We start from the raw sequence: 24,072 nt of genomic DNA, 5'->3' as shown, positions 1-24,072 counted from the left end.
GCGCCGGGCCTGATCGGCCGTGACGGCGAGGGCGCCGGGCCTGATCGGTCGTGACGGCGAGAACGGCCGCCGGAGGGACACCGGCGGCCGTTCTCGGGTGGTTGGTCATCGGGTCTCGCCCCGACCAGCCGGAGGAGATGGCACAAGCTTGCCTGCGGATGGGGCCCACCGATCTCAGGCGAACGGTCCGACCTGGGCGGACGGGCGGGTCCCGTGTCCGGACGTGGGGGTGGAATCAGGGTCCCCGCACGGCGTGTCGGTGTAACGCGATTCGGCCCGCCGACGCTGCCCCCACCGGGCCCGATTCGCCTGCACCCCGGCCCCTGCCGCCTGCACCCGACCCAACGCTCGCGCCGTTCCGGACCGGTCGTCCGTGAACGCTCGCTCCTGTCGCGCCGCGCTCGGCCTTCCCAAACCGGTGAGCGCCAGATTACATTGCTACTCATCCATGGGAGCGCTCCCGGTCCTGCTGGAGCCACTCTGCCACCACCGCCGGCAGCCGTCCACCCCGACGTGTCCGCGTCGACGCTGCCTGCCCCGCACCGACAGGAGCAGCCGCATGCACCACATCAGACGGCCGGGCCGCGCTCGCGGCGACGATCCCGGCCGACGCGGCCACTGGTCGCGTCGTCTCCGCAGCGCCGGTACGGTCCTCGCCGCCGGACTGACGCTGGCGATCGGCGTACCGGCGGCCGGCGTCGCCGCCCCGACCAACGCCACCCCGACGAACGCCACCCCAGCCAACGCCGCACCGAACAGCACCGCAACCAACAACGCCCCAACCAGCAACGCCGCATCGAGCAGTGCAGCCGCCGCGCCGGCGTTCAACTACGCGGAGGCGTTGCAGAAGTCGCTGCTGTTCTACGAGGCGCAGCAGTCCGGGAAGCTGCCGGACTGGAACCGGGTCTCCTGGCGTGACGACTCGGCGTTGCGGGACGGCACGGACGTGGGGCTCGACCTCGCCGGTGGCTGGTACGACGCCGGTGACCACGTGAAGTTCGGCTTCCCGATGGCGTTCAGCACCACGATGCTGGCGTGGGGCGCGGTCGAGTACCGGGCCGGGTACGTGGCGTCGGGCCAGCTCACCCACCTGTTGAACAATCTGCGGTTCGTCAACGACTACTTCGTCAAGGCGCACCCCTCGCCGAACGTGCTGTACGGGCAGGTCGGCAAGGGCGACGACGACCACAAGTGGTGGGGTCCGGCCGAGGTGATGCCGATGGCGCGGCCCGCGTACAAGATCGATGCGAGCTGCGGCGGCGCGGACCTGGCGGGTGAGACGGCGGCGGCGATGGCCGCGTCGTCCATGGTGTTCCGGCCCACCGACGCCGCGTACGCCGACAAGCTGCTCACCCACGCGCGGCAGCTCTACACGTTCGCCGACACGGTGCGTAAGAGCTACCACGAGTGCATCACCGACGCGACCAGCTTCTACCGGTCGTGGAGCGGCTACCAGGACGAACTGGTGTGGGGTGCGATCTGGCTGTACCGGGCCACCGGCGACGCCACCTACCTGACCAAGGCGGAGAGCGAGTACGACAAGCTCGGCACCGAGCCGCAGACCACCACCCGTTCCTACAAGTGGACGGTGGCCTGGGACAACAAGCAGTTCGGCGCGTACGTGCTGCTGGCCAACCTGACCGGGAAGCAGCGCTACGTCGACGACGCCAACCGGTGGTTGGACTTCTGGACCGTCGGCGTGAACGGGGAACGGGTGCGCTACTCCCCCGGCGGGATGGCGGTGCTCGACTCCTGGGGTGCGCTGCGGTACGCGGCCAACACCGCGTTCGCCGCGCTGGTCTACAGCGACAAGACCACCGACGCGACCCGCAAGGCCCGCTACCACGACTTCGCCGTCCGGCAGATCAACTACGCGCTCGGCGACAACCCGCGCAACTCCAGCTACGTGATCGGCTTCGGCACCAATCCGCCGAAGAACCCGCACCACCGCACCGCACACGGCTCCTGGTGGGACAGCATGACCGTACCCACCGAGACCCGGCACACCCTCTTCGGCGCGCTGGTCGGCGGGCCGTCGTCGCCGAACGACGCCTACACCGACAACCGGTCGGACTACGTGATGAACGAGGTCGCCACCGACTACAACGCCGGTTTCACCTCCGCGCTGGCTCGGCTCTCCCAGGAGTACGGGGGTACGCCGCTGGCCGGTTTCCCGGGTGTCGAGCGGCCCGACATCGACGAGCTGACCGTGGAGACCACGGTGATGCAGAACGAGACCCGGGCCACCGGCCTCAAGGTGATGATCTACAACAAGTCGGCGTTCCCGGCGCGGGCGTTGACCGACGCGAAGTTCCGCTACTACTTCCGCCCCGACGGCACCGGCGCGGTGCAGGTGACCCCCGGCTACACCCAGGGTTGCCCGGCACCGAGCACCGCCAAGCAGGCCGGCGGTGACCTCTGGTACGTGGAGGTCGACTGCACCGGACAGACCATCGCGCCGGCCGGTCAGTCGCAGCACCGGATGGAGGTGCAGTTCAAGGTCGGGGTGCCCGAGGGCGGCACCTGGAACACCGGCAACGACCCGTCGTTCCAGGCCACCGCCGGGCCGAACCGCAACGTGCCGTTGTACGCGGGCGGGGTCCGGGTGTGGGGCGTCGAGCCCACCGGTGACACCGACCCGCCGCCGCCGGACCCGGACGACACCGTCGCGCCGACCGCTCCCGGCGCGGTGACCGTCTCCGGGATCACCGCGACCGGAGCCACCCTGACCTGGGGTGCCGCCACCGACAACGTGGGCGTCACCGGGTACCGGATCTACCGGGACGACGTGCTGGTCACCACCGTCACCGGCACCACGTACGCGGCGACCGGGCTGACCGCGCAGACCACGTACCGCTTCCACGTGGTGGCCGTGGACGCGGGCGGCAACGTCTCGCCGCCCACCGCGAAGGTCTCGGTGACCACCTCGGCGCCGCTGCCGACGACGCCCTGCCGGGTCACCTACGGTACCAACGACTGGGGCACCGGCTTCACCGCGAACATCACCATCGCGAACACCGGCACCTCGACCATCAACGGCTGGACCCTGGCGTTCACCTTCCCGAACAGCGGCCAGCGGGTCGGTCAGGGTTGGGGGGCGACCTTCCAGCAGACCGGGGCGTCGGTGACCGGGACCAGCCTGTCCTACAACGGCACGCTCGCGCCGGGCGCGTCCACGAGCATCGGTTTCAACGGTACGCACACCGGCAGCAACCCCCGGCCGACTGCCTTCACGGTCAACGGGGCGACCTGCACCGTCGCCTGATCCCGGGGCGGTGTGGCCGGGCCGACGTGCTCGGCCACACCGCCTCTCCAGCACGCGCAGACACCCCGATCGGTTCACCCTCAGTGCAGATTGTGTGAACATCCATAAGATCCACCCGTACGCCGACCGCTCCCGTACCCATCGGCACCCCTGTCGACCTGGGAAAAGGAGCTGAACAATGAGCGGACGACACCGTCGGACACGCCGGACACGCCTGCTGGCCCTGGTGGCGGTCGGGGTGGTGGCCCTCGCCGGGCTGGCGATCGCCCCGATGACCTTCGCCGCCGAGGCACCCCGCAACACCTGCCCCGACCTGGAGGTCATCGGCGCACGCGGCACCACCGAACGCCCCGGCCTCGGCATCGTGCTGACGCCACTGGCCCGGCAGATCACCCGGGACCTGCCCCAGACCGTCCGCACCACCCCGCTGGACTACCCCGCCTCCGGCAACTATGTCGCCAGGGCGTCGCCGAGGTGCAGCGGGTGATGACCGCGACCGCCGCGCAGTGCCCCGGTACCCGCTTCGTCCTGATGGGCTACTCCCAGGGCGCCGACGTGATGGGCGACGCGCTGGCCGGCACCGGCAGTCGTGCCGGTCTCTCCGCCGACCTGGCCGCGCGCGTCTCCTCCGTACTCCTCTTCGGCGACCCCTCCTTCACCGCCGGTGAACCCTTCAACGTCACCGACGGTCGACGCTCCGGCATCTTCCCCCGGGGCGCGGGCCGGCTGAACGGCTTCGCCGACCGCATCCAGTCGTACTGCAACGCCAACGACCGCTTCTGCCAGGGCGGATTCAGCTTCGCCGCACACGTCAACTACCAGGGCTTCCACCCCCAGGCCACCCGCTTCGCCGCCACCCGCGCCACCGCCGACGTACCCCGCTGACCTCGCGGCTGGTTCCAAGTGCGGCGCGCCGCTGCGGCACACCGCCGACGGACCGGCGCGCCCGTGCTACGGCGACGCCCGTGCTACGGCGACGCCCGTGCTGCGGCGACGGCCGTGCTGCGGCGACGGCCGTGCTGCGGCGACGGCAATCTTGGACAGTTTCCGTTAGCTCCTAACGGAAACTGTCCAAGATAGACATCCGCACCGCACGGCCGTGGCGGTGTGGTCGGGTGTGCGGGGACGGGGAGAGCACGAGTCGCCGCATCCCGGCGGGCATCACGAACAACTGCCGCTTCTCGACCGCGTCTCCGTACCGGTCGAGCTGGGAACACCGGATCCAGGTCCAGCCGTACGGCGGATGCCAGTCGGCCTGCCTTACGCCGGGGAGCTCCGGAGGTCATGGGACCGCAACTCGACCACCTGATCTCCATGGCGGAACGGCCGAACGTCATGGTGCACATCATTCCGCGGACGGCTGGTCTGCATCCGGGCCAGGCCGGCCCCTTCGTGATCGCTACAACGGCGGACGGAGACAACGTCGGCTATCTGGACGATCAGGCCCAGGGACGGATCACCAATGACGTTGCTCCACTCTGGGCTGTCTGGGATACCGTGAGATCAGTGGCGCTTCCGCGTGACCAATCCATCGAGTTTCTGAGAGCGCGGGCATGGCTGACCTGACCGGCGCCCACTGGCGCACAAGTACTCGGAGCAGCTCCAACGGCGGGAACTGCGTGGAAGTCAGCGACAATCTGCCGCGCATCGTCGGCATCCGGGATTCCAAGGACCCGAGCGGCTCAGCCTTGACGTTCGCGCCGACCGCATGGCGGGCGTTCGTCGCCCAGCCCCCAAACGGGCCTGACCTACCTCACCGGACACCTGAGAGCGCTCACCCCACCGGGGCCGGGCGCTCTCACCGTCAACAGCAGCCGCCCGGCACAGCCCTCCAGCCTGACTCCCCGTCGATCATGGAGTTGCGGCAAGGACAAACAGGTGCAATCTAGCGGAGAATGCTCACCACAACTCCATGATCGACGCAGCCCACCGCGCCACGCGACCCACCGCGCCACACTCGGGCCCACCGCGCCACACGCGGCACTACGCGCGACACGGCAGAGCGCATGGGCGTGAGAGAGCAAAAGGGCGGTGGGCGGGGCTCCCGCATCGGGAGTCCCGCCCACCTCACCGTCCTCCGCACCGGAGGTCGGTCGTCTGTGCTGTCAGCCGGCGCGTTCCGTCGCCGCCGACACCTCGGCCCCGAGGGGCACGGTCATGGTGAGCAGGGAGCCGTCGCGTTCGGCGATCGTGGGTCGGGCCAGCCGACGCAGGGTACGCAGCATGGGCGTGTTGTCCGCCTGGATGTGCAGCACCATTGCCGCGTACCCGGCGGACTCGGCCTGCCGGGTCAACCGGCGCAGCAGGGTCGAGCCGAGGCCGCGCCGCTGCCAGTCGTCCCGGACCAGCAGGGCCAGTTCGGCCTCGTCGCCCTCGGCGAGCAGGTTCGCCATCGCGACGACCGACTCCGCCGCCCCGTCGGAGCCGGTCGTCACGGCGATCAGGGTCTGCCCGCGCGCCGGCTCCAGGAGCTGACGCAGGCGGGACGGGGTGGGCAGGCAGGCCCCGCCCAGGTAGCGGCGTTGACGGGTGTCCGCCGAGCACGCCTCGTGCAGTTCGGTCACGGCCGCCAGGTCGTCGGCGGCGGCCGGGCGTACGGTCAGTTCGGCGCCGTCCGGCAGGACCACGGTGACCTGCTCGGCGGTGCGGCGGGCCGCAGTGGCGCCCAACTCCAGCAGGGCCTGGGCGCGGGCGTACTCGGCGGGGGTGAAGCTCGGCGCGACCCGGCGCAGCAGGTACGAGCCGCCGTTCGGGTCGGCCAGCAGCATCGTCGCCTCGTCGACCCCGGCGCGCGTCACGGCGAGTGCCGGACGCCAGGTCACCTCGTCCGCGCCGAGCAGGGCGCGGAGCACCTCGCCGGTCGCGTCCGGGTCGTGGACCAGCCGGGTGGCCAACCCGAGTACGCGGGTCGGCTGGTCCGCCAGGCCGCGCGCCTCGCTGCGCGCCACCCAGCAGTCCCGTCCCCGGCCCCGTTCCACAGCGGCGATCAGACCCGCCTCGTCGAGGGTGTCCGGCGCGTCCACGAGGAAGTCGTCGACGGCGCCACGTTCGGTGGTGTGCACCTGCACGGTGAGGATGTTGACTCCACGCAGCGCGAGGCTCGCCGTGAGCACCGACAGGTAGCCCGGCCGGTCGTCCACGGTGGCCCGGATCCGCCACAGCGTCATGGTCGCCTCCTTTCACCTGTCACCCTGGCCTGCGGCTGTTGCGGGCCGGTTGCCCGACCGTGTCCGGCTGCCACGGGCTCTGCGGTCTGCGTCACACCAGGTCGCGGCCGGTCAGGGGTTGGCGGTGACGGCCGGGGAGCCGACCAGGTCGAGCCGGTCACCGAGGATCACCGCGCTGGCCCGGACCAGTTGGGCGAGCCGGTCGACCTCGGTGCTGTGGAAGGCGGCCGGGGTCAACGTCTCGTTGTGCTCGCGGGAGACCACCAGGACCAGCCCGGCGCGACCGAACGGCGCGACCGCGAAGTGGCTGCCGTCGGGCATGGTCATCGACCGGGCGCGCAGCGGGGTCACCTCCGGCAGCCGGGGCGGCACCGGCGTACGCCAGCTCGCGTGCCCGACCGTCGCCCCGCCGCCTCCGGTGCGGGAGGCCCAGTCGACGGGTACGACGGCGGCCACGGACCACTCGGCGGCGAGCAGTCCGGGTACCGCGTCGACCAGGGTGGCCAGCCCGTCGGCCGGGTTGGCGGCGACCTGGGCCAGCAGCTCGGCGTCCTGCCCGGTGGTGGTGGGCGCGCCGATCGCCCGCCACACCCCGTCGACGCGTACGCCCGGGATCGCGGCCAGGCCGGCCAGCAACCGTTCCACCCGGGCGGCGCCCGGCCAGACCACGGTGAAGTCGTCGACCGCCCGTCCGCCGAGCCGTTCCAGGACGACCACCTGGACGATGTCCGCGCCCGAGACACCGAGGGTGCGGGCCACCTGGCCGAGCGTGCCCGGACGGTCCGGCAGGGTGACCCGTACGCGCAGCAACATCTGAACCCTCCGCTCGGCGGGCCGGCACAATGCCGGCAGGCTGACCCAGAGCCTGGCAGTTGACCATTTCGTCCCTGTTGCTGCGGCATGTCCCCTGGGCAAAACCTGACCTTGACAACCCGTCGGGGCTGCCATCAACTGTCCGAATGACCGATCCGGCTGCCCGTTCCCCCGCCGGTCTGGACCTGGACCGCCTCGATGCGTACCTCGCGACGCATCGACCCGAGTCGACCGGAGCGCCGCTGCGCGCCGACCTGATCGCCGGTGGGCGGTCGAACCTCACCTACCTGGTCCGGGCCGGCGATCGTGACCTGGTGCTCCGGCGGCCACCGCTCGGACACGTGCTGGCCACCGCGCACGACATGACCCGCGAGTTCCGGGTGATCTCGGCGTTGGCCGCCACCGACGTGCCGGTCCCCCGCGCCCTGCTGCTCTGCGCCGACCCGGACGTGCTCGGCGCGCCGTTCTATCTGATGGAGCGCGTTCCCGGCGAGGTGTACCGGAGTCGCGAACAGACCGACCGGCTCGGCGCGGGGCAGCGACACGACCTGGCGATGGCGATGATGGACACCCTCGCCACGCTGCACACCGTCGACCCGGCGGCGGTCGGCCTGGCCGACTTCGGCCGCCCCGACGGCTACCTGGCCCGGCAGGTACGCCGCTGGGCCGGGCAGCTCGACCGGTCCCGCAGCCGACCGCTGCCCGACATCGACGAGCTGCGCGACCGGCTCGCCGCCACGGTCCCCGACAGCACCGGTACGGCCGGGATCGTGCACGGCGACTACCGGCTGGACAACCTGCTCGCCGCAGTCGACCCGGCGACCGGGTCGATGAGCGTGACCGCCGTGCTGGACTGGGAGATGGCCACGCTCGGCGACCCGCTGGCCGATCTCGGGCTGCTGCTGACGTACTGGGACGTCCTGGGCGGCGGCGTCGCCGCCGTCGACAACCCGGTCGCCGACGGGCTCGGCCCGCGCGCCGGGTTCCCGACCGGTGCGGAGCTGATCGACCGGTACGCCGCCCGCAGCGACGTCGACGTCGGCCCGCTCGACTGGCACGTGGCACTGGGCTGTTTCAAACTCGCGGTGATCTGCGAGGGCATCCACTACCGGCACACCCTCGGGCAGACGCTCGGCGAGGGTTTCGACACCATCGGCGGCATGGTCGCGCCGCTGGTCGCCCACGGACTGGCCACGCTCAGGGAGGCATGATGCACTTCGGGTACGACGACCGCACCGAGCAGTTGCGCGGAGAGCTGACCGAGTTCCTGGCCGACCACGTCCACCCGGCCGAGGCCGTGTACGCCGCCGAGGTGGCCGCCGCCGGTGACCCGTGGGCCCGACCGCCGGTGCTGGCGCGGTTGAAGGACGAGGCCCGTCGGCGTGGCCTGTGGAACCTCTTCCTCCCCGATCCGCGCCACGGTGCCGGGCTGACCAACCTCCAGTACGCGCCGCTGGCCGAGTTGACCGGCCGCAGCCCACACCTGGCCCCGGAGGCGCTCAACTGCGCCGCGCCGGACACCGGCAACATGGAGCTGCTGGCCGAGTTCGGCTCCCCCGCCCAACAGGAACGGTGGCTCGGCCCGCTGCTGGCCGGCGAGATCCGCTCGGCGTTCTGCATGACCGAACCCGACGTCGCCTCCTCCGACGCGACGAACATCGCCACCGCCATCCGCCGCGACGGCGACCACTACGTGATCGACGGCCGCAAATGGTGGTCGTCCGGGGCGATGGACCCGGCCTGCGAGATCTTCATCGTGATGGGCAAGACCGACCCGGACGCCGACCGGCACCGGCAGCAGAGCATGATCCTGGTCCCCCGGGACACCCCCGGGGTCACGGTCCGCCGGGGGATGACCGTCTTCGGCTTCAGCGACGCCCCGCACGGCGGCCACGCCGAGATCGACTTCGACGGCGTACGGGTGCCGGCGGAGAACCTCGTCGGCGCCGAGGGCACCGGGTTCGCCATCGCCCAGGCGCGGCTCGGCCCCGGCCGCATCCACCACTGCATGCGCCTGATCGGCATGGCCGAACGGGCCCTGGAACTGCTCTGCCGCCGAGCCGCCGACCGGGTCGCGTTCGGCCGCCCCCTCGCCGAGCAGGGCGTGGTGCGGGAGTGGATCGCCGAGTCCCGGGTCCGCATCGAGCAGGCCCGCCTGCTGGTACTCAAGACCGCCTGGCTGATGGACACCGTCGGCAACAAGGGCGCACACACCGAGATCCAGGCGATCAAGATCGCCACGCCGGCGATGGCCGAGTGGGTGATCGACAAGGCGATCCAGACGTACGGCGCGGCCGGCGTCAGCCAGGACACCCCCCTGGCCGCACTCTGGACCCACGCCCGTACGCTCCGCCTCGCCGACGGCCCCGACGAGGTGCACCGCGCCAGCCTCGCCAAACGCGAACTACGCCGCTGGACCCGCCCCGCCTGACGGCACCCGCCACGAACGGCGTGCGTTCCTGGCTCGGGGCTGCCGTCCGACCAGAACGAGAACTCCCACCATGGCCAGGGCAAATACGCCGATCGAGGTGACCTCGACCGCGAGCACCCATGGCCGAGGTTCGATGAGGTCGTTGAGCAGTCCATAGAGTTCGGCGGTGGAGGCGATGGCGAGAAGAGTCGCTGACGTGGTCAGGATGGTGTTCAGGCGCCGACGCCGGTGAGATTCGGCAGCGGCCAGCCGGTCGTCGAAGGCGCGGAACAGCCCCGAGGCGGCCTGGTACAGATCCTCAGCCTCCTGAATCCGACTCAACAAGGAACGTTCGTACGCGGCAAGACCAGCCGCCTCGTACAGGCGGTCGAAATAGGAACGCCTGATCAGGTCACGCAAGAGGGTGGGGGAATTGATTCCGTTGAGTTTGGCCCGGACGTCACTCGTGACCAGTCTGAGGTCGGCATACCGTTGTTCGAGTGACAAGATGGTGTGCTGCAGTGCGTTTCTCTCCTGGACCGTCGACATCGGCGCCTCCTGAAGAAGCCGTCGGGCCGTGTCGAGCTGGTCCCGCGCCTGCCGGATGTATTCGGTGATCTCCGCAGTCCAGCCGAGCAGTACGCCAGGAAGCGTGGCGATGAACTCGGCCTGAGCGCTGTAGCTCAGAGCCATCCAGTCCGGCGTCTCTGGCGCGGAAACCACTGTGGTGTTCGCCGTACGCAGGACGATGTCACCGTCGTATCCGTAGTCGCCGAGGATGTCGGTGGCATCCGGCGATGGGCGATAACGCACCCACTCCTCCAGTGTCACGGCATCCCGGCCAACGGGGCTGACGAATAGGCTGCTGCCCACGACAGCGGCATCACTGATCTCGGATCCGCAGGCATGTCGGGCTGTTCCGTCGGCCTGAATGACCTGGAGAGAATGAACCACCAACAACGAGTGACTCAGTGCCACCGCCGTGCCTACAGTGCGCTGGACGACATCGTCGAAGGACTGCTCCACCGATGGGTCGTCATTCAGCCCGTTGAGGAATTCCGTGATCACCTCTTGGGCATACTCGGAGAGTCTGCTCCACGCCTCCGTGTGGTCCGAGGTCGCCAAGCGCACCTTCTCGCTGGCTCCCATCACGACCGATGGACGACGAAGCGCCTGGTTGACGAGGTGCACGTCCGCATCGACCAGAGCGCCCTCAAGGCGGAGGCTGTGATTCCCGAGGCTGCTGATCCTCAGCGTGGCGGTGAGGGTCGTCTGTGTCTTCGCGGCGTCCGTCATCGTGATCAACACCGGAGGCAGCGACACGTCCAGCACCCGATAGTCGGACTCCGCCCCCCAGTCGTCGCCGACCGCGTGATCCACGACCGCACTGATCGGTCGCCCGTGCACACGCACCGCTCGCTCTTCACAACGACTCCTGATCGCGCTGATCGGATCGGCACCGTACCCGGTCGACGCGCTCGATCCGTCCCGACCAGGCGTCAGCCACATCCGGTCCAGCACAGCGCTGGGAATCGCAAACGGATAGATGTAGACGACCGTGGCATCCTCGACGAAGAGGAAGTCACGGTTCACCCACTCGCGCATGATCCGCAGGTTGGCCGCGAGTGCGGCAAGGTCGCCGGAGAGCCAGGCCTTCGCCGGGTGCCGACGCCTGGTCTGCTCTACCTTTTCGAGGAAGCCGGCCAACTCCTCGGCCAGAACCTCCCGGCGCTCGTGGACGCCCTGATCGCCGGCTCTCCTCCCGGCCAGAAGGAATTGACGCGTTGCCTGGGCACAAAAGACGAGGGCTTGATAGTAGTCCCGCGTCTCGTTGGCGTGCTCGGACAACCAGTCGGTCAATTCACCGCCGTCCAGAATCGACCGGATCCGGCAGATCTGATCGTCCATCGCTGCCACAATGCGACCCGCCTGCTTCTCCACCTCGTCCATGCAGGAGGAATTGACAGCCCTGCTGACTGCCATCCCCTGCGACACGAGCCAGATGTTCTCCAGCATGATCGAGGTATGTTCGGTGATCGCTGTGGAAGGTGGACCGGACCCGGCACCTCGAACCTGTTCCGGAGATTCCGGAAAACCCGTGCGCAACACCTCGGTGATCGTCCGCAGCACTCCACCCTGATCGGCATAGAGATCCCACATCTCGTTGATTCGGGCGTAGAGGTACGAGACGAGCAACAAAAGGAGATCAGGTCGACCGGCAACGTGTCCGACCTGAGCGCGGAGGACGGCCCGCACGATCTCCGAATCGGGGGCCCGGCCAGTGAACAGAGCATCGAGATCAGCCAGGGCATGCGCGTGCCCCGTCCGCGACAGCAAGTCCTGGATAGGGCGTACGTTGTGGTGTGTGAATGCCTCCGTCAAGGCATCGGCTACCGCTGCAGGAGATGGGGTGTCGGTCGGCATCGAATGAAGCGTCGCCACGTTGGAAGCCTCCAGCGCACACTCTGTCCGGGCCTGTCAGAGTAGGTGAGGCTGTCGACCGGCCGCAGCGGCCGACTGATCTGCAATAGCGATACTCAGGGTCAGGCGGTGGCGCGCTCGACGAGTTGGGTGTCCAGGACGATGTGCGGCTCGGGGATCTCGTCGCCACGGATGCGGGCCACCAGCAGGCGGGCCATCTGCCGGCCCATCTCGTCGACGGGCTGGAACACCGAGGTGAGCGGCGGGTTGGCCTGCCGGGCGATGGGCGCGTCGTCGAAGCCGATCACGGCCACGTCCTCCGGTACGCGGCGGCCGGTGTCGCGCAGCGTCCGCATGGCGCCGAAGGCCATCAGGTCGGCGGCGACGAAGACCGCGTCCAGGTCGGGGCAGCGGTCCAGCAGTTGCCGCATCGCGGTCGACCCGCTCTCCTCGCTGAAGTCGCCGTACCCGATCAGGTCGGGGTTGACGCCGAAGCCGGCGGTGCGGACGGCGTCCCGGTAGCCGGCGAGCCGGGCCAGGCCGGCGCCCATGTCCTGCGGGCCGGCGATGGTGGCGATCCGGCGTCGTCCCCGGGCGGCGAGGTACTCCACGGCCTGCCGCGCGCCACCGGCGTTGTCCACGTCGACGAAGGAGGCGGGCTGGGCCTCGGGGTGCAGCATCCGAGCCGGTCGTCCGCCCAGCACGGTGGGCAGGCCCCGCTCCTCCAGGAGGGTGGGCAGCGGGTCGGAGTCGTGCAGCGACAGCAGCAACACCCCGTCCACGTGCTGGTTGGTGAGGTGGTGCTCGACCCGTTCCCGCTCCAACGGCGACTGGGCCATCGCCAGCCAGAGCTGCAACGGCGTCTCCAGCAGGACCGAGCTGATCCCGCGCACGATGCCGGCGAAGAACGGCTCGGCGAAGATGCGCTCACCGGACTCGCTGACCACCAGGGCCACCGAGTCGGTGCGTTGGGTCACCAGGGCGCGGGCCGCCCGGTTCGGCACGTACCCCAGTTCGGCGATGGCCTGCTGCACGGCGGCGCGGGCCTCGGGACTCACCTGGGGGGAGCCGTTGACCACGCGGGAGACCGTCCCGCGGCCGACTCCGGCGCGGGCGGCGACCGCGTCGAGGGTCGGGCGCCCGAGCGACCGGGTGCGCTGCGTTGTCATCGTCTGCTCCTCCGACATGGGCGGACCCGGCACCTGGTTCAGCGTCGGTGCCGGGCCACCCGTTACTGGCTGGCCGTCGCCTTATTGTGCGGCCAGACCGTTGCGTCGGATCACCTCCGCGTACCACCTGGCGCTGGACTTGGGGATGCGGGTCTGGCTGTCGTAGTCGACGTAGATCATCCCGAACCGCTTGGTATAGCCCCAGGCCCATTCGAAATTATCCAACAGCGACCAGGCGAAGTATCCCCGTAGGGGCACGCCAGCGCTGATCGCCTCGTGCGAGGCGCGCAGGTGGGCGTCGAAGTACGCCAGCCGGTCGGCGTCGTCGACCTGGCCGTCGATCACCGCGTCGACGAACGCCGAGCCGTTCTCGGTGACGTAGAGCGGCAGGTCGGTGTACTCCTCGTGCACCCGGCGCAGGGTCTCGACCAGGCCGGGAGCATCGATCTCCCAGTTCATGTCGGTGACCGGGTAACCCCGGGTGACGAACCGGACGTTCTCGCTGCCCGGCCAGGTCGACGGGGCCCGCCAGTACTCCTCCGGGTCCTCCCCGGGCACCGGCGCGGCCACCACGTGCCGGCTGTAGTAGTTGATGCCGACCACGTCCAGCGGGCTGGAGATGATCTCCAGGTCACCGTCGTGGACGTGCCCGAAGTCGGTCACCTTCGCCAGGTCCGCGACCAGGTCCTCCGGGTACGACCCGCGCAGGATCGGGTCCAGGAAGAACCGGTTGGCCAGCCCGTCGATGCGCCGGGCCGCGTCCAGGTCCCCGGGCGTGTTGCTGGCCGGGGTCACCGGGTACAGGTTGACGGTCACGCCGAGCTCGGCGCTCGGGATGGCCGCGCGCAGCGCCTGGACGGCGAGCCCGTGGCCGAGCATCAGGTGGTGCCCGGCGCGGACCGCGTCCGCACCGTTCTGGCGGCCAGGCGCGTGCACGCCCGAGCCGTAGCCGAGGAACGCCGAGCACCACGGCTCGTTGAGCGTCGTCCAGTACTTCACCCGGTCGCCCAACGCACCCGCCATGAGCTGCGCGTAGTCGGCGAACCGGGCGGCCGTGTCGCGGGCCGGCCAGCCACCGGCGTCCTCCAGCTCCTGGGGCAGGTCCCAGTGATAGAGGGTGAGCCACGGCTCGATGCCGTTGGCCAGCAGCTCGTCGACCAGCCGCTGATAGAAGTCCAACCCCTCGGCGTTTGCCGGGCCCGTGCCGCCCGGCTGCACCCGCGGCCACGACACCGAGAACCGGTACGACTTCAACCCCAGCTCGGCCATCAGGCGAACGTCGTCGCCGAGCCGGTGGTAGTGGTCGCAGGCGACGTCGCCGGTGTGCCCGGCGACCGTCCGGCCCTCGGTGTGGCTGAAGGTGTCCCAGATCGACGGGGTACGGCCACCCGCGCTCGCCGCGCCCTCGATCTGGTAGGCGGCGGTGGCCGCGCCCCAGAGGAAGTCGGACGGGAAGGTCAACGGCGCGCGTTCGTCGAGGACACCCACCGCGGGTGGGATGGCGGGGTTGCTCACGACTTGACAGCACCTTCCATGATGCCGCCGATGATCTGGCGGCCGAACAGGATGAAGACCAGGACCAGTGGCAGGGTGCCGACCGCCGTGGCGGCGAAGACCTGGGAGTAGTCGGTGTAGTAGGCGTACGAGAGGAAGGAGAGCGAGACCTGGAGGGTCGGGTTCTCCGGGGTGAGGATCGCGTACGGCCAGAGGAAGGAGTTCCACGTCTCCATGAAGGTCAACAGGCCGAGGACGGCCGCGGCCGGACGCAGCGCGGGCAGCACGATGTTCCAGTAGATCCGGAACGTGCTGGCACCGTCGACCCGACCGGCCTCGATCAGCTCGTCGGAGATCGCCTGGCTGGCGTACTGCCGCATCATGAACACGCCGAACGCGCTGACCAGGAACGGCACGGTGACGGCATACAGGGTGCCGAACCACCTGAGCTCCTGCATCATGCCCCAGAGCGGGATGATGCCGAGCTGGGTCGGGATCATCATGGTGATGACGATCATCAGCAGCAGGATGTTGCGGCCCCGGAAACGCAGCTTCGCGAAGGCGAAGCCGGCCAGCGAGCCGGTGAGGACCACCGACAGGGTGACCACCGAGGAGACGATGATCGAGTTCATCAGACCGGTGAGGAAGTTGGCCGCGTCGTTGTCGAGGACGCGCCCGAAGTTGTCACCGAAGGCCCCGCCCGGGGTGAGCGGCGGTGGTACGTCGTTGATCGAGTCCAGGGTTCGGGTCCCGATCACGATCATGTAGTAGAACGGGTAGATCGACAGCAGCGCCGCCATGACGAGCGCGATGTAGGTCAGCGGGCTGGTGCGCCACAGGCGCCGGGAAGCCGAGGTCACAGCTCTCTCCTCACTTGGCCGAACGGCGGACGAGTAGGAAGTTGAGCAGCGACATCAACGCGATGATCAGGAAGATCGCCCAGGCGACGGCGGCGCCGTAGCCAGCGGTGTTGAGGTTCTCAATGCCCTTCTCGTACATGTACATCGCCAGGGTCTGGAACTCCCGCTGGTTACCGCCGAGGATGCTGCCGTTGGCGAAGAGCAGCGGCTCGGTGAAGAGCTGCATGCCGCCGATCGTGGAGAGGATGATCACGAAGATCAGGGTGGGGCGGACCATGGGGATGGTGATCTGCCAGAACTGCCGCCACGGGCCGGCGCCGTCGATCGAGGCCGCCTCGTAGAGGTCCTTCGGGATGGCCTGCATCCCGGCGAGCAGGATCAGGGTGTTGTAACCGACCCAGCGCCAGTTGACCATGGTCGCGATCGCGGTCCAGGAGCTCCACCGCTGGCCGTCCCAGTCGATGTTGTCGACGCCGACGAAGCTGAGCACCCAGTTGATGAGGCCGAACTCCCGCTGGAACAGCATGCCGAAGACGATCGCGACGGCGGCCACCGAGACCACGTTCGGGATGAAGATCGCCAGCCGGAAGAAGGTCTTGGCGCGCAGCAGGGTGCTGTTGAGCAGGTTCGCCAGGAAGAGCGCGAGCAGCAACTGCGGGATGGTCGACAGCGCGAAGATGCCGAACGTGTTGTAGAGCGCGTTCCAGAAGTAGTCGTCCTTGATCAGGGCGGCGTAGTTGTCGAGCCCGATGAACGTCTGGTCGCCGATCATGTCCCAGTCGTGCAGGGACATCCAGGCGGTACGCAGCATCGGGTACAACCCGAAGATGCCGAAGATCAGGAAGAACGGCGCGATGTAGAGGTACGGGGAGTACTTCAGATCCAGGCGGTTGAGCAGGAACCCGCGCCGACGCGGGGGCTCGGAGCCCGGTGGTGTGACGTTCGACGGGGGGGCCGTCGTGGCCGAGAGGCTCATGATTTTCCTTTCCCGGCGAGAGCCCTTCCGAGGGGGGCCCGCGCGCAGGGTGCAACCCAGACGGGGACCGACCGGTGGCGCCCGGGGTAGTCCCCGGACGCCACCGGTTGGAAATCACTGTCAGAAGGCGCCCTGGATGGCGGCGTCCTTCACAAACTGCTCCCAGGCCTTGTCCTTGTTGGCCTGCCCGTTCTCGAACGACCGCAGGGCCGGCTCGAGCGCGTTCTCCTTGACCGCCTGGTGCTTCGGGCCGAGGTGGACCGGCTCGATCTTGGCGACGCTCTCACCGAAGATCTTGCCGGTCGGCGCGCCGCTGAAGTACTCGTTGGTGTAGCTGAGGAACGCCTCGTTCTTCAGCGCCTCCAGGTTGGTCGGCAGCGGGCCCTTGAGCTTGAAGGCATCGACCTGGCTGGTGGCGTTGGTCAGGAACTCGGCGAGCTTCGCCGCCTCCTTCTGGTGCGCGCTCTGCTCCGGCACGGCCAGCCACGAGCCGCCCCAGTTGCCGCCGCCGCCCGGCACGGCCGCCACGTCCCACTTGCCCTTGTTGGCCTCACCGGAGTTGTCCGCGACGATGCCCAGCATCCAGGACGGGCAGAAGGTCGCCGCGAAGGTGCCCTGCTTGAAGCCGCCCGACCACTCCGGCGACCAGGTCGCCGCCTTGGCGGAGATGTCCGACATCGAGGTCGCGGTGTCCCACGCGGCCTTCACCGCGGGGCTCTTGTCCGCGATGATGTTGTTCTCCTTGTCGTAGAACAGGTCGCTGCCCTGCTGGAACAGCACACCGTTCGAGACCGCGGTGATCGAGTCGATGAACGCCTTGCCGGTCGCGTCCTTGTACTTCTTACCGGCCTGGTGGAAGCCGTTCCAGTCCGGCCAGAGCGCCGAGACCTGGTCACGCTCGGTGGGCAGGCCGGCCGCCTGGAACAGGTCCTTGCGGTAGCAGACCGCGAGGCTGCCGACGTCGGTCGGCAGGCCGATCAGGCGCCCGTCGGGAGCCTTGCCCAGCTCCCACTTCCAGGGCAGGTACTCCGTGGAGTGGTCGTCGACGAGCGGGGTGAGGTCGACCCAGTTGCGCGGGTTGGCCTTGAACTCGTTGAGGATGCCCTCCTCCAGCGCGGTGACGTCCGCCGCGCCCTTGCCGGTGGCCAGGTACCGGACCAGCTTCGGCCGGTACTCGCCGAGCTGCGCGGTCTTCCGCAGCTCGATCTTGATGCCGCTCTGCTGCTCGTACTGCTTGACGAGCTCGTCGTAGCCCATCTCGCCGAAGGTGTCGACGACCAGCTTGGCGGGCTTGCCGCCCTCGCCGGTGTTGCTGTCGTCGCTACCGCAGGCTGCGAGACCGCCGACAGCGGTGACCGCCGCCAGCGCGCCTGCCGCCAGGCGGGTACGCCGCGTGGTGAGGCTCATCCTGACCCCTCTTTCAGTGGTGAGGCTGGTTTATGTGTGGTGGGGGGTGCCGCAGCGCCATCCGGTCCCGACCTGGTCAGTCGGGTTCGGGCGCTCGGGGCGGGACTGTGATCCACGCCATCTTGGGAACGCTCCCATGAGATTGCCGGGAGGTATCCGGAGTGTCAATAGCCCGCTGGGAGCGTTCCCAGATCGTTACCGCGAAAATGTTTACCCCGCGCTCCGATACGGACCGCGGGGCAGCTCAACGTGATCGCTGAGTAACGAATCAGCAGAGTCGGCGCAGCAGCGTGCTGACCCTACCCGGGTCGAACGCCTCCGGGTCGAATCCCGGACCCACCCATTCCCGCATCACCCGGTGCTCCGGGTGGTCGGCGTCGCTCCACGCGGCGAGCAGCAGCAGGTACCCCTGCGGACCGCCGACGCCCTCCGGCGGCCCGGCGCGCTCACCGTCCAGGCAGGTCGGATAGCGCTCGTCCGGGTCGGCGGCGAAGGCGTCCTCCACCACCAGGTCGTGCTCCCACCAGTCGCCGAAGTCGTACGTGTAGTGGAATCGACTGCCCTTGCCCACCGCCGCGTCCAGCCGGACGTCCAACTCGTCGTGCACGCTCAGCTCGCCGTCGGGGTCGGGTTCGCCGTACTGCACCCCGTCGATCTCGAACGAGTGCAGGTGACAGTCGCGCCACCCCATCGCGTGCTGTACCACCCGGTGAACCCGGTCGAGCGTGTACCCACCGGGCACCAGGACCCGACGCCAGATCGTGGGACGCAGCCCGGACAGGGACATCCGCAGCGCGAAGATCTGACGTGACATGCTGCGTCATCCTTCCTCGACATAGGCTGCCAGCATGATCTGCCGAGCGTGCCGGACACGGCGGCACGACGAGTGTCCGGGCCGTAACTGGTGCGACTGCCAGCACCGTACCCCTCGCCCCACCCCTCCGGTCACCGGTCCGGCCGGCGAATGACCGTCGGACTTCCGATCCACGCGCTCTGGCCGGTCCCGTCACCCGGGCCGGTCGACGACGACGCGCTCACCGCGCTCTACCGGCGTGCCGACCGACCGCACCTGCGGATGAACTTCGTGACCAGTGTCGACGGCGCGGTCAGCCTCGACGACTACTCCGCCGGGCTCTCCGGCGAGCCCGACAAGCGGGTCTTCGGGCTGCTCCGGATGCTCTGCGACGCGCTGCTGGTGGCCGCCGGCACGCTGCGCCACGAGGGCTACCGGGCGATCCGGCTCGACGAGCGGCGTCGTGCCTGGCGGCGGGCGCACGGGCTGGCCGAGTACCCGACCCTGGTGGTGGTCTCCGGCAGTGGGCGGCTCGACCCGGCCCAGGCCGCCTTCGCCGACGCCCCGGTACGCCCCGTGGTGCTCACCCGGTCCGGCACCGTCCCGCCACCCGGGCTGTCCACCGTGGCCGACGTGGTGCGCTGCGGAGACGACCGGGTCGACCTCGTCGCCGGCCTCGCCGAGCTGCGGCGGCGCGGGCTCGACCAGGTGCTCTGCGAGGGCGGCCCGCACCTGTTCGGCGCGCTCACCGTGGACGACCTGGTCGACGAGGTCTGCCTGTCGGTCGCCCCGCTGCTCGCCGGTGCGGGCCCCGGCCGGATCACCGCCGGTGACCCGAGTCCGGCCCGTCACCTGCCGCTGCGACACGTCCTGCACGCCGCCGACGGCACCCTGCTGCTGCGCTACGCCCGAGGTTGACCCGACCGGCCGAGTTGCCCCAATCCGCCACGTAGTCGCCGGTCGGCTCACTACCGTGAATCGGGATCGGCAACTGCCGGGAGGCGGGGCGTTGGCACACGAGGTGGTCGAACTACGGGTGCACGGCGTCTCCGGCACCTCGGCCGAGTCACTGCTCGACCATCCCGTGGTGATCCGGGTGGCCGGTGACACCAACGCCGGCTTCTACCGCCCCCGGCCCGGGTTCGGGATCAGCGACCGGCCCGGCGGTCTGCACGTGGAGGCGTACCGCTGGGGTGCGCTCACCGCGGGCGGCGCGGTGCGTACCCTGTCGCTGCTGTTCCTGCTGCCGTTCATGCTGGTCAACCTGGCGGTGTGGGCCCGGCCGCCGACCGGCGGCAGCGGCGGCGCGATCGGCCCGGTCTGCCGGCTGCTCGCCGCCACCCTGACCGCCGCGTTCGTCCTGTCGATCGTCGGCGTGACCGTGGACATCATCGGCTGGCAGTGCACGCCCTACCAGCCCTGCGTGCACAACCGCCCGTACCTGTCCTGGCTGTCCGACCTGCCGCTGGGGCCCCGCCTGGCGCTGCTCGCGCTGCTGCCGATCGGTGCGCTGCGGCTGCTCTGGTGGCTCGGCGAGCGGTCCGCCCGGGTGTTCGAGGCGTTCCCGGCCGCGCGCGGGCAGGACCGGGGCGGCGGCGGGGAGGACCGGATCGACAGTCCGGGCTTCTGGAACGACGCGCTCGTGGTGCAGCGACTCCGCGCCATCCACCGGGCGGTCGGGCTGGGCACCCTGGACGCCATCCTGCTCGGCGCACAGATCCACATCCGGCCCACCCTGGTCGCGTACGTGCTGTTCGTGGCGACCTGGGTCCTGATCGCCGCCTGCGTGGTGCTGCTCGTGGTGCCCGCCCGCCGGGTCGACGAAGGTCCGGGCCGGGGGCCGGTCGACGTCCGGGGCATCCGGCCGGTGCGGCTGGTGGCCACCGGGCTCACCGTGCTGGCGCTGGTCTACACCGTAATCCCGCTGGAACCGGCCCCGCCCCGGGAGCAGCTTCCCGGATTCGAGGGGGCGGTGGCCGCGTTGATCGCGGTCCAGGCCGCCCTGCTGGCCGTGCTCACCGCCACCACGCTGCACCAGCGCCGCCACGCGGCGAAGGGCTCGTCCTGGTTGAGCGGGCTGGCCGCGCCGGTGTTCGCCGCGGCGGCGGTCGCCGCGGCGTACGGGTTCTCCGCCGCCCTGGTCTACCGGGTCGCCGACTTCCTGGACCGGGGTGAGATCCCGAACCCGATCCGGCCGAACGTGCCCGGCGCGCCGCCCCTGGAACCGCCCGTCTCCTACCGGTGGGCAGCGCTGGCCGGACTGGTGGCGATCGTGGTGGTGGCCGCGACGGCGATGTGGCGGGTGCTGAGCAGCCGACGGCGACGACGCCGGATGGCCGACGAGATCGTGCGACGCGACTTCCCCGACGTACCGCCGGAGGCGGTCCCCCGGCGCCGCACCGTCCGCCAGGTGGTCGCCCGGGCCGCGATCGCCGAGCAGCTCACCCCGGCCTTCATCGTGTTCCTGGTGCTCTCCCTGCTCGGCGTGGCCGTGGTGGGGCTCGACCTGATCGGCATCGGACCGTCGGACCTGAGTCGACGACTGGCCGACACCGACGGCGTGGCCACCACGAACCTGGCCATCGCCACCGACGTCGGCATGTACGTGATCGGTCTGGTCGCTCTGGGCATCCTGGTCCTCGGGGTGCTCTCGTACCGGTCCGAGGAGACCCGCCGCACCGTGGCGGTGATCTGGGACCTGGGCACGTTCTGGCCGCGTACGGTGCACCCGTTCGCACCACCCTGTTACGCCGAGCGGGCCGTGCCGGAGCTGGCCAAGCGGGTCACCGCGCTGACCAGCCGGGGCGACGTGGTGCTCTCCGGGCACAGCCACGGTTCCGTCCTCGCCGCCGCCACGCTGCTCCAGTTGCCGGACCCGGTGCGGCAGCGGGTGGCGTTGCTGACCCACGGCAGCCCGCTGCACCGGCTCTACGCCCGCCTCTTCCCCGCCTTCCTCGGCGACGCGACCCTGTGCGAACTGGGCGAACGGGTCGGCTGGCGGTGGGTGAACCTGTGGCGCGACACCGACCCGGTGGGCGGGCCGATCTTCTCCGCGCACCACCCGGGCGAGCGCCCGCGCGTGTCGGGGCCGCCCGGTACCGTCGACCGGCGGCTCCGCGATCCCCGCGCGGTCGTCGTCGACCCCGACGACACCGTCCCGCCGCCGATCGACCAGCACTGGCCGTTCCACACCGACCGGGGGTACGAAGCGGCCGTGCACGAGTTGGCCGGGCGGCTCGACCCGAGCGGGCAGCCGCCGCGGCGACACCGGTAGCTCGTCCCGCCGGTAGCTCGTCCCGCCCATCGACACGCAGCGTCGACGGTCGGTCGCGGTACGCGCCGGGCGGGTGTGACCGGGGCGTGGTCTCCGCCGCGTCGCGTGGCGGCCTGTCGTACTCCTCCGGCAGGATGCAGGGCGTGTGTGCCGACCGCGACGACCAGCCGACCGGAGCTGCCTGATGACCGACCAGGAGATCTACAGTCCGGGCGAGATCGTCGGCCCGGTCGAGGGGGTCGGTCCGGGCGGGATCGACGGTCCGGGCGAGATCGACGGTCCGGGCGAGGGGGTCGGTCGGGTGCTCGGCACCGCCGACGCCACGCCGCTGCAGTTCTGGACGGCGGTCGCCCCCGGCAGCTACCTCCAGCTCGACGACGTCGTGGTCACCCGGCGGGAGCTGCCGGACCGCGAGCCGGTGACCATCGCCGGGGTGGTCACCCAGGTCCGCGCGCGGCACGAGGGCGCGCAGTTCGACTCCGACGTGTTCGCCATCGCCGACGGCACGCTGCCGGCGCAGGTGCAGGAGGCCGCCGAGATCACCACCACCCGGGTGGACCCGGAGTTCTACGTGCCACCGCACCCGGGCGCGGTGGTGCACCGGGCCGAGGGGGACGCCCGCGCCCGGGCGCTGCACTTCGACCGGATGGAGCGACGTGTCCCGATGGGCACCGGGCGCGACGGGGTGCCGGTCTATCTCAACGCCGACTTCCTCGACGGCACGCGCGGCGCACACGTGTCGATCTCCGGCATCTCCGGGGTGGCGACCAAGACCAGCTTCGCCACCTTCCTGCTCTACTCGGTGTTCCGCTCCGGCCAGCTCGGCGGGGACGCGGTCAACGCCAAGGCGTTGATCTTCAACGTCAAGGGCGAAGACCTGCTCTTCCTCGACCATCCGAACGTCCGGCTGGACGACGCCACCCGGGCCGCGTACGCCCGGCTCGGTCTGGTCGCCGACGCCTTCCCGGACGTGCGGGTGTACGCCCCGCCGAGGATCGGCGACTCCTCCGGCACGCCGGACGTGCACAACCGACTGACCGGAGTGGACAGCTTCTACTGGACGCTGACCGAGTTCTGCGAGAAGCGCCTGCTGCCGTACGTCTTCGCGGACGCCGACGACGAACGGCAGCAGTACACGATGGTGGTCCACTCGGTCGCCGCCCACCTGGCCCGCTACGCCCAGCCCGCCGACGGCGGGGTCAGCGTCGACGGGGTGCGGCTGGGCACCTACGCCGACCTGGTCGACCACATCGTCGAGCAGCTCAGCGACGACGAGACGCGCAGCGACTGGGCGGGCAGCGCGGTCGGCCTGGGCACGGTGAACGCATTCGCCCGACGACTCATCGGCAGCAAGAAGGACCTGTCCCGGCTGATCCGGGGCGACCTGGCGACCCGCCGCCCGCACTCCATCAACACCGCCGAGTCGGCCCAGGTCACCGTCGTCGACCTGCACAACCTGCCGGATCGCGCGCAGCGTTTCGTGGTCGGTGTGACCCTCAAGACCGAGTTCGACAACAAGGAGAAGCAGGGCGCCAAGCCGCTGCTGTTCGTGGTGCTCGACGAGTTGAACAAGTACGCCCCCCGCGAGGGCTCCTCCCCGATCAAGGAGGTGCTGCTCGACATCGCCGAGCGGGGCCGCTCGCTCGGGGTGATCCTGATCGGCGCGCAGCAGACCGCCAGCGAGGTGGAACGGCGCATCGTCACCAACTCCGCCATCCGGGTGGTCGGCCGGCTCGACCCGGCCGAGGCGTCCCGCCCCGAGTACGGTTTCCTGCCCCCGGCGCAACGGCAGCGGGCGCTGCTGGCCAAACCCGGCACGATGTTCGTCAACCAGCCGGACATCCCGGTGCCGCTCTGCCTGGAGTTCCCGTTCCCGGCCTGGGCGACCCGGGTCTCCGAGGCCGGTGCCGCCCCGTCGCAGACGCTGCGCTCGATCACCCAGTCCGCCGACCCGTTCGCCGTGGTGGGTTCCGGTGGCGGCAGCGCCGACGACGACATCCCCTTCTAGACGACTTCCGCGCCA

General features: G+C 70.2%; 18 protein-coding genes and 1 pseudogene. 10 read left to right on the top strand and 9 right to left on the bottom strand.

All coding sequences use genetic code 11. The annotated features are described in order from the left end of the window. The first annotated feature begins 559 nt into the window (after positions 1-559). The 5 genes and pseudogenes from ACWDVW_RS04435 to ACWDVW_RS04415 form a co-directional block, all read left to right on the top strand. The gene (locus ACWDVW_RS04435) at positions 560-3,265 is read left to right on the top strand and encodes a glycoside hydrolase family 9 protein (protein WP_449944684.1); all 2,706 of its coding nucleotides are present in this window, start codon (positions 560-562) and stop codon (positions 3,263-3,265) included. A gap of 178 nt (positions 3,266-3,443) precedes the next feature. Beyond that, the gene (locus tag ACWDVW_RS04430; protein ID WP_449944681.1) at positions 3,444-3,752 is read left to right on the top strand and encodes a hypothetical protein; all 309 of its coding nucleotides are present in this window, start codon (positions 3,444-3,446) and stop codon (positions 3,750-3,752) included. After that, complete coding sequence (locus ACWDVW_RS04425; protein WP_449944878.1) at positions 3,752-4,150, top strand: cutinase family protein; 399 nt, start codon at positions 3,752-3,754, stop codon at positions 4,148-4,150. Before ACWDVW_RS04430 ends, ACWDVW_RS04425 begins: the two co-directional genes overlap by 1 nt. Positions 4,151-4,372: 222 nt before the next feature. Next, positions 4,373-4,831, top strand: coding sequence for a DUF5753 domain-containing protein (locus ACWDVW_RS04420; protein ID WP_449944679.1), 459 nt, complete (start codon positions 4,373-4,375; stop codon positions 4,829-4,831). Next, positions 4,819-5,001, top strand: a pseudogene (locus tag ACWDVW_RS04415) (DUF397 domain-containing protein); the annotation flags it as partial. The gene ACWDVW_RS04420 and the pseudogene ACWDVW_RS04415, both read left to right, overlap by 13 nt. A gap of 369 nt (positions 5,002-5,370) precedes the next feature. On the opposite strand, the gene ACWDVW_RS04410 reads toward ACWDVW_RS04415, so the two are convergent. Continuing rightward, positions 5,371-6,432, bottom strand: a complete 1,062-nt coding sequence (locus tag ACWDVW_RS04410) for a GNAT family N-acetyltransferase (RefSeq protein ID WP_449944676.1) — start codon at positions 6,430-6,432, stop codon at positions 5,371-5,373. Positions 6,433-6,543: 111 nt separating this feature from the next. Continuing rightward, positions 6,544-7,245, bottom strand: a complete 702-nt coding sequence (locus tag ACWDVW_RS04405) for an amino acid-binding protein (protein ID WP_396744882.1) — start codon at positions 7,243-7,245, stop codon at positions 6,544-6,546. 146 nt (positions 7,246-7,391) lie between these two features. Here ACWDVW_RS04405 and ACWDVW_RS04400 point away from each other — a divergent pair, with 146 nt between their 5' ends. Both ACWDVW_RS04400 and ACWDVW_RS04395 read left to right on the top strand, forming a co-directional pair. Further along, positions 7,392-8,456: a phosphotransferase family protein gene (locus ACWDVW_RS04400; RefSeq protein ID WP_449944673.1), complete on the top strand. Its 1,065-nt coding sequence runs from the start codon at positions 7,392-7,394 to the stop codon at positions 8,454-8,456. Continuing rightward, positions 8,456-9,676, top strand: coding sequence for an acyl-CoA dehydrogenase family protein (locus ACWDVW_RS04395; protein WP_449944670.1), 1,221 nt, complete (start codon positions 8,456-8,458; stop codon positions 9,674-9,676). Before ACWDVW_RS04400 ends, ACWDVW_RS04395 begins: the two co-directional genes overlap by 1 nt. Here the strand turns inward: ACWDVW_RS04395 and ACWDVW_RS04390 are convergent. The 7 genes from ACWDVW_RS04390 to ACWDVW_RS04360 form a co-directional block, all read right to left on the bottom strand. Then, positions 9,650-12,079: a hypothetical protein gene (locus ACWDVW_RS04390; RefSeq protein ID WP_176093101.1), complete on the bottom strand. Its 2,430-nt coding sequence runs from the start codon at positions 12,077-12,079 to the stop codon at positions 9,650-9,652. The two genes, ACWDVW_RS04395 and ACWDVW_RS04390, sit on opposite strands and share 27 nt — an antisense overlap. A 119-nt stretch (positions 12,080-12,198) precedes the next feature. After that, positions 12,199-13,245, bottom strand: coding sequence for a LacI family DNA-binding transcriptional regulator (locus tag ACWDVW_RS04385; protein WP_449944666.1), 1,047 nt, complete (start codon positions 13,243-13,245; stop codon positions 12,199-12,201). A gap of 81 nt (positions 13,246-13,326) precedes the next feature. Continuing rightward, on the bottom strand, positions 13,327-14,760 hold the full coding sequence (locus ACWDVW_RS04380) for a GH1 family beta-glucosidase (RefSeq protein WP_449944664.1): 1,434 nt from the start codon (positions 14,758-14,760) through the stop codon (positions 13,327-13,329). After that, on the bottom strand, positions 14,757-15,599 hold the full coding sequence (locus ACWDVW_RS04375; protein ID WP_449944661.1) for a carbohydrate ABC transporter permease: 843 nt from the start codon (positions 15,597-15,599) through the stop codon (positions 14,757-14,759). Before ACWDVW_RS04375 ends, ACWDVW_RS04380 begins: the two co-directional genes overlap by 4 nt. Positions 15,600-15,609: 10 nt before the next feature. Next, positions 15,610-16,575, bottom strand: coding sequence for a carbohydrate ABC transporter permease (locus ACWDVW_RS04370; protein ID WP_449944658.1), 966 nt, complete (start codon positions 16,573-16,575; stop codon positions 15,610-15,612). 120 nt (positions 16,576-16,695) lie between these two features. After that, positions 16,696-17,982 carry an ABC transporter substrate-binding protein gene (locus ACWDVW_RS04365; protein WP_449944655.1) on the bottom strand — a complete coding sequence of 429 codons (1,287 nt, stop codon included), beginning with the start codon at positions 17,980-17,982 and terminating at the stop codon, positions 16,696-16,698. Between the two features lie 268 nt (positions 17,983-18,250). Next, positions 18,251-18,796: a plasmid pRiA4b ORF-3 family protein gene (locus tag ACWDVW_RS04360; RefSeq protein ID WP_449944652.1), complete on the bottom strand. Its 546-nt coding sequence runs from the start codon at positions 18,794-18,796 to the stop codon at positions 18,251-18,253. A 150-nt stretch (positions 18,797-18,946) separates the two neighbouring features. Here ACWDVW_RS04360 and ACWDVW_RS04355 point away from each other — a divergent pair, with 150 nt between their 5' ends. The 3 genes from ACWDVW_RS04355 to ACWDVW_RS04345 all read left to right on the top strand — a co-directional run bounded on the left by ACWDVW_RS04355 (position 18,947) and on the right by ACWDVW_RS04345 (position 24,057). Beyond that, a complete protein-coding gene (locus ACWDVW_RS04355; RefSeq protein WP_449944649.1) occupies positions 18,947-19,693 on the top strand; it encodes a pyrimidine reductase family protein in 747 nt (248 codons plus the stop codon). A gap of 55 nt (positions 19,694-19,748) precedes the next feature. Continuing rightward, complete coding sequence (locus ACWDVW_RS04350; RefSeq protein WP_449944647.1) at positions 19,749-22,049, top strand: hypothetical protein; 2,301 nt, start codon at positions 19,749-19,751, stop codon at positions 22,047-22,049. Between the two features lie 184 nt (positions 22,050-22,233). Continuing rightward, positions 22,234-24,057 (top strand): ATP-binding protein, encoded by a 1,824-nt coding sequence (locus tag ACWDVW_RS04345; RefSeq protein WP_449944644.1) that lies wholly within the window; start codon positions 22,234-22,236, stop codon positions 24,055-24,057. Positions 24,058-24,072: the final 15 nt, after the last annotated feature.

This window comes from Micromonospora sp. NPDC003241, assembly GCF_053589795.1.
The sequence above is the reverse complement of the archived record's forward strand: the minus strand, read 5'-3'. Positions and strand labels throughout refer to the sequence as shown.

Coding starts and splice junctions, on each gene's coding strand:
- ACWDVW_RS04435 (WP_449944684.1), top strand. CDS start 560: ATGCACCACATCAGACGGCCGGGCCGCGCTCGCGGCGACGATCCCGGC.
- ACWDVW_RS04430 (WP_449944681.1), top strand. CDS start 3,444: ATGAGCGGACGACACCGTCGGACACGCCGGACACGCCTGCTGGCCCTG.
- ACWDVW_RS04425 (WP_449944878.1), top strand. CDS start 3,752: ATGACCGCGACCGCCGCGCAGTGCCCCGGTACCCGCTTCGTCCTGATG.
- ACWDVW_RS04410 (WP_449944676.1), bottom strand. CDS start 6,432: ATGACGCTGTGGCGGATCCGGGCCACCGTGGACGACCGGCCGGGCTAC.
- ACWDVW_RS04405 (WP_396744882.1), bottom strand. CDS start 7,245: ATGTTGCTGCGCGTACGGGTCACCCTGCCGGACCGTCCGGGCACGCTC.
- ACWDVW_RS04400 (WP_449944673.1), top strand. CDS start 7,392: ATGACCGATCCGGCTGCCCGTTCCCCCGCCGGTCTGGACCTGGACCGC.
- ACWDVW_RS04395 (WP_449944670.1), top strand. CDS start 8,456: ATGCACTTCGGGTACGACGACCGCACCGAGCAGTTGCGCGGAGAGCTG.
- ACWDVW_RS04390 (WP_176093101.1), bottom strand. CDS start 12,079: ATGCCGACCGACACCCCATCTCCTGCAGCGGTAGCCGATGCCTTGACG.
- ACWDVW_RS04385 (WP_449944666.1), bottom strand. CDS start 13,245: ATGACAACGCAGCGCACCCGGTCGCTCGGGCGCCCGACCCTCGACGCG.
- ACWDVW_RS04370 (WP_449944658.1), bottom strand. CDS start 16,575: ATGAGCCTCTCGGCCACGACGGCCCCCCCGTCGAACGTCACACCACCG.
- ACWDVW_RS04365 (WP_449944655.1), bottom strand. CDS start 17,982: ATGAGCCTCACCACGCGGCGTACCCGCCTGGCGGCAGGCGCGCTGGCG.
- ACWDVW_RS04360 (WP_449944652.1), bottom strand. CDS start 18,796: ATGTCACGTCAGATCTTCGCGCTGCGGATGTCCCTGTCCGGGCTGCGT.
- ACWDVW_RS04355 (WP_449944649.1), top strand. CDS start 18,947: ATGACCGTCGGACTTCCGATCCACGCGCTCTGGCCGGTCCCGTCACCC.
- ACWDVW_RS04345 (WP_449944644.1), top strand. CDS start 22,234: ATGACCGACCAGGAGATCTACAGTCCGGGCGAGATCGTCGGCCCGGTC.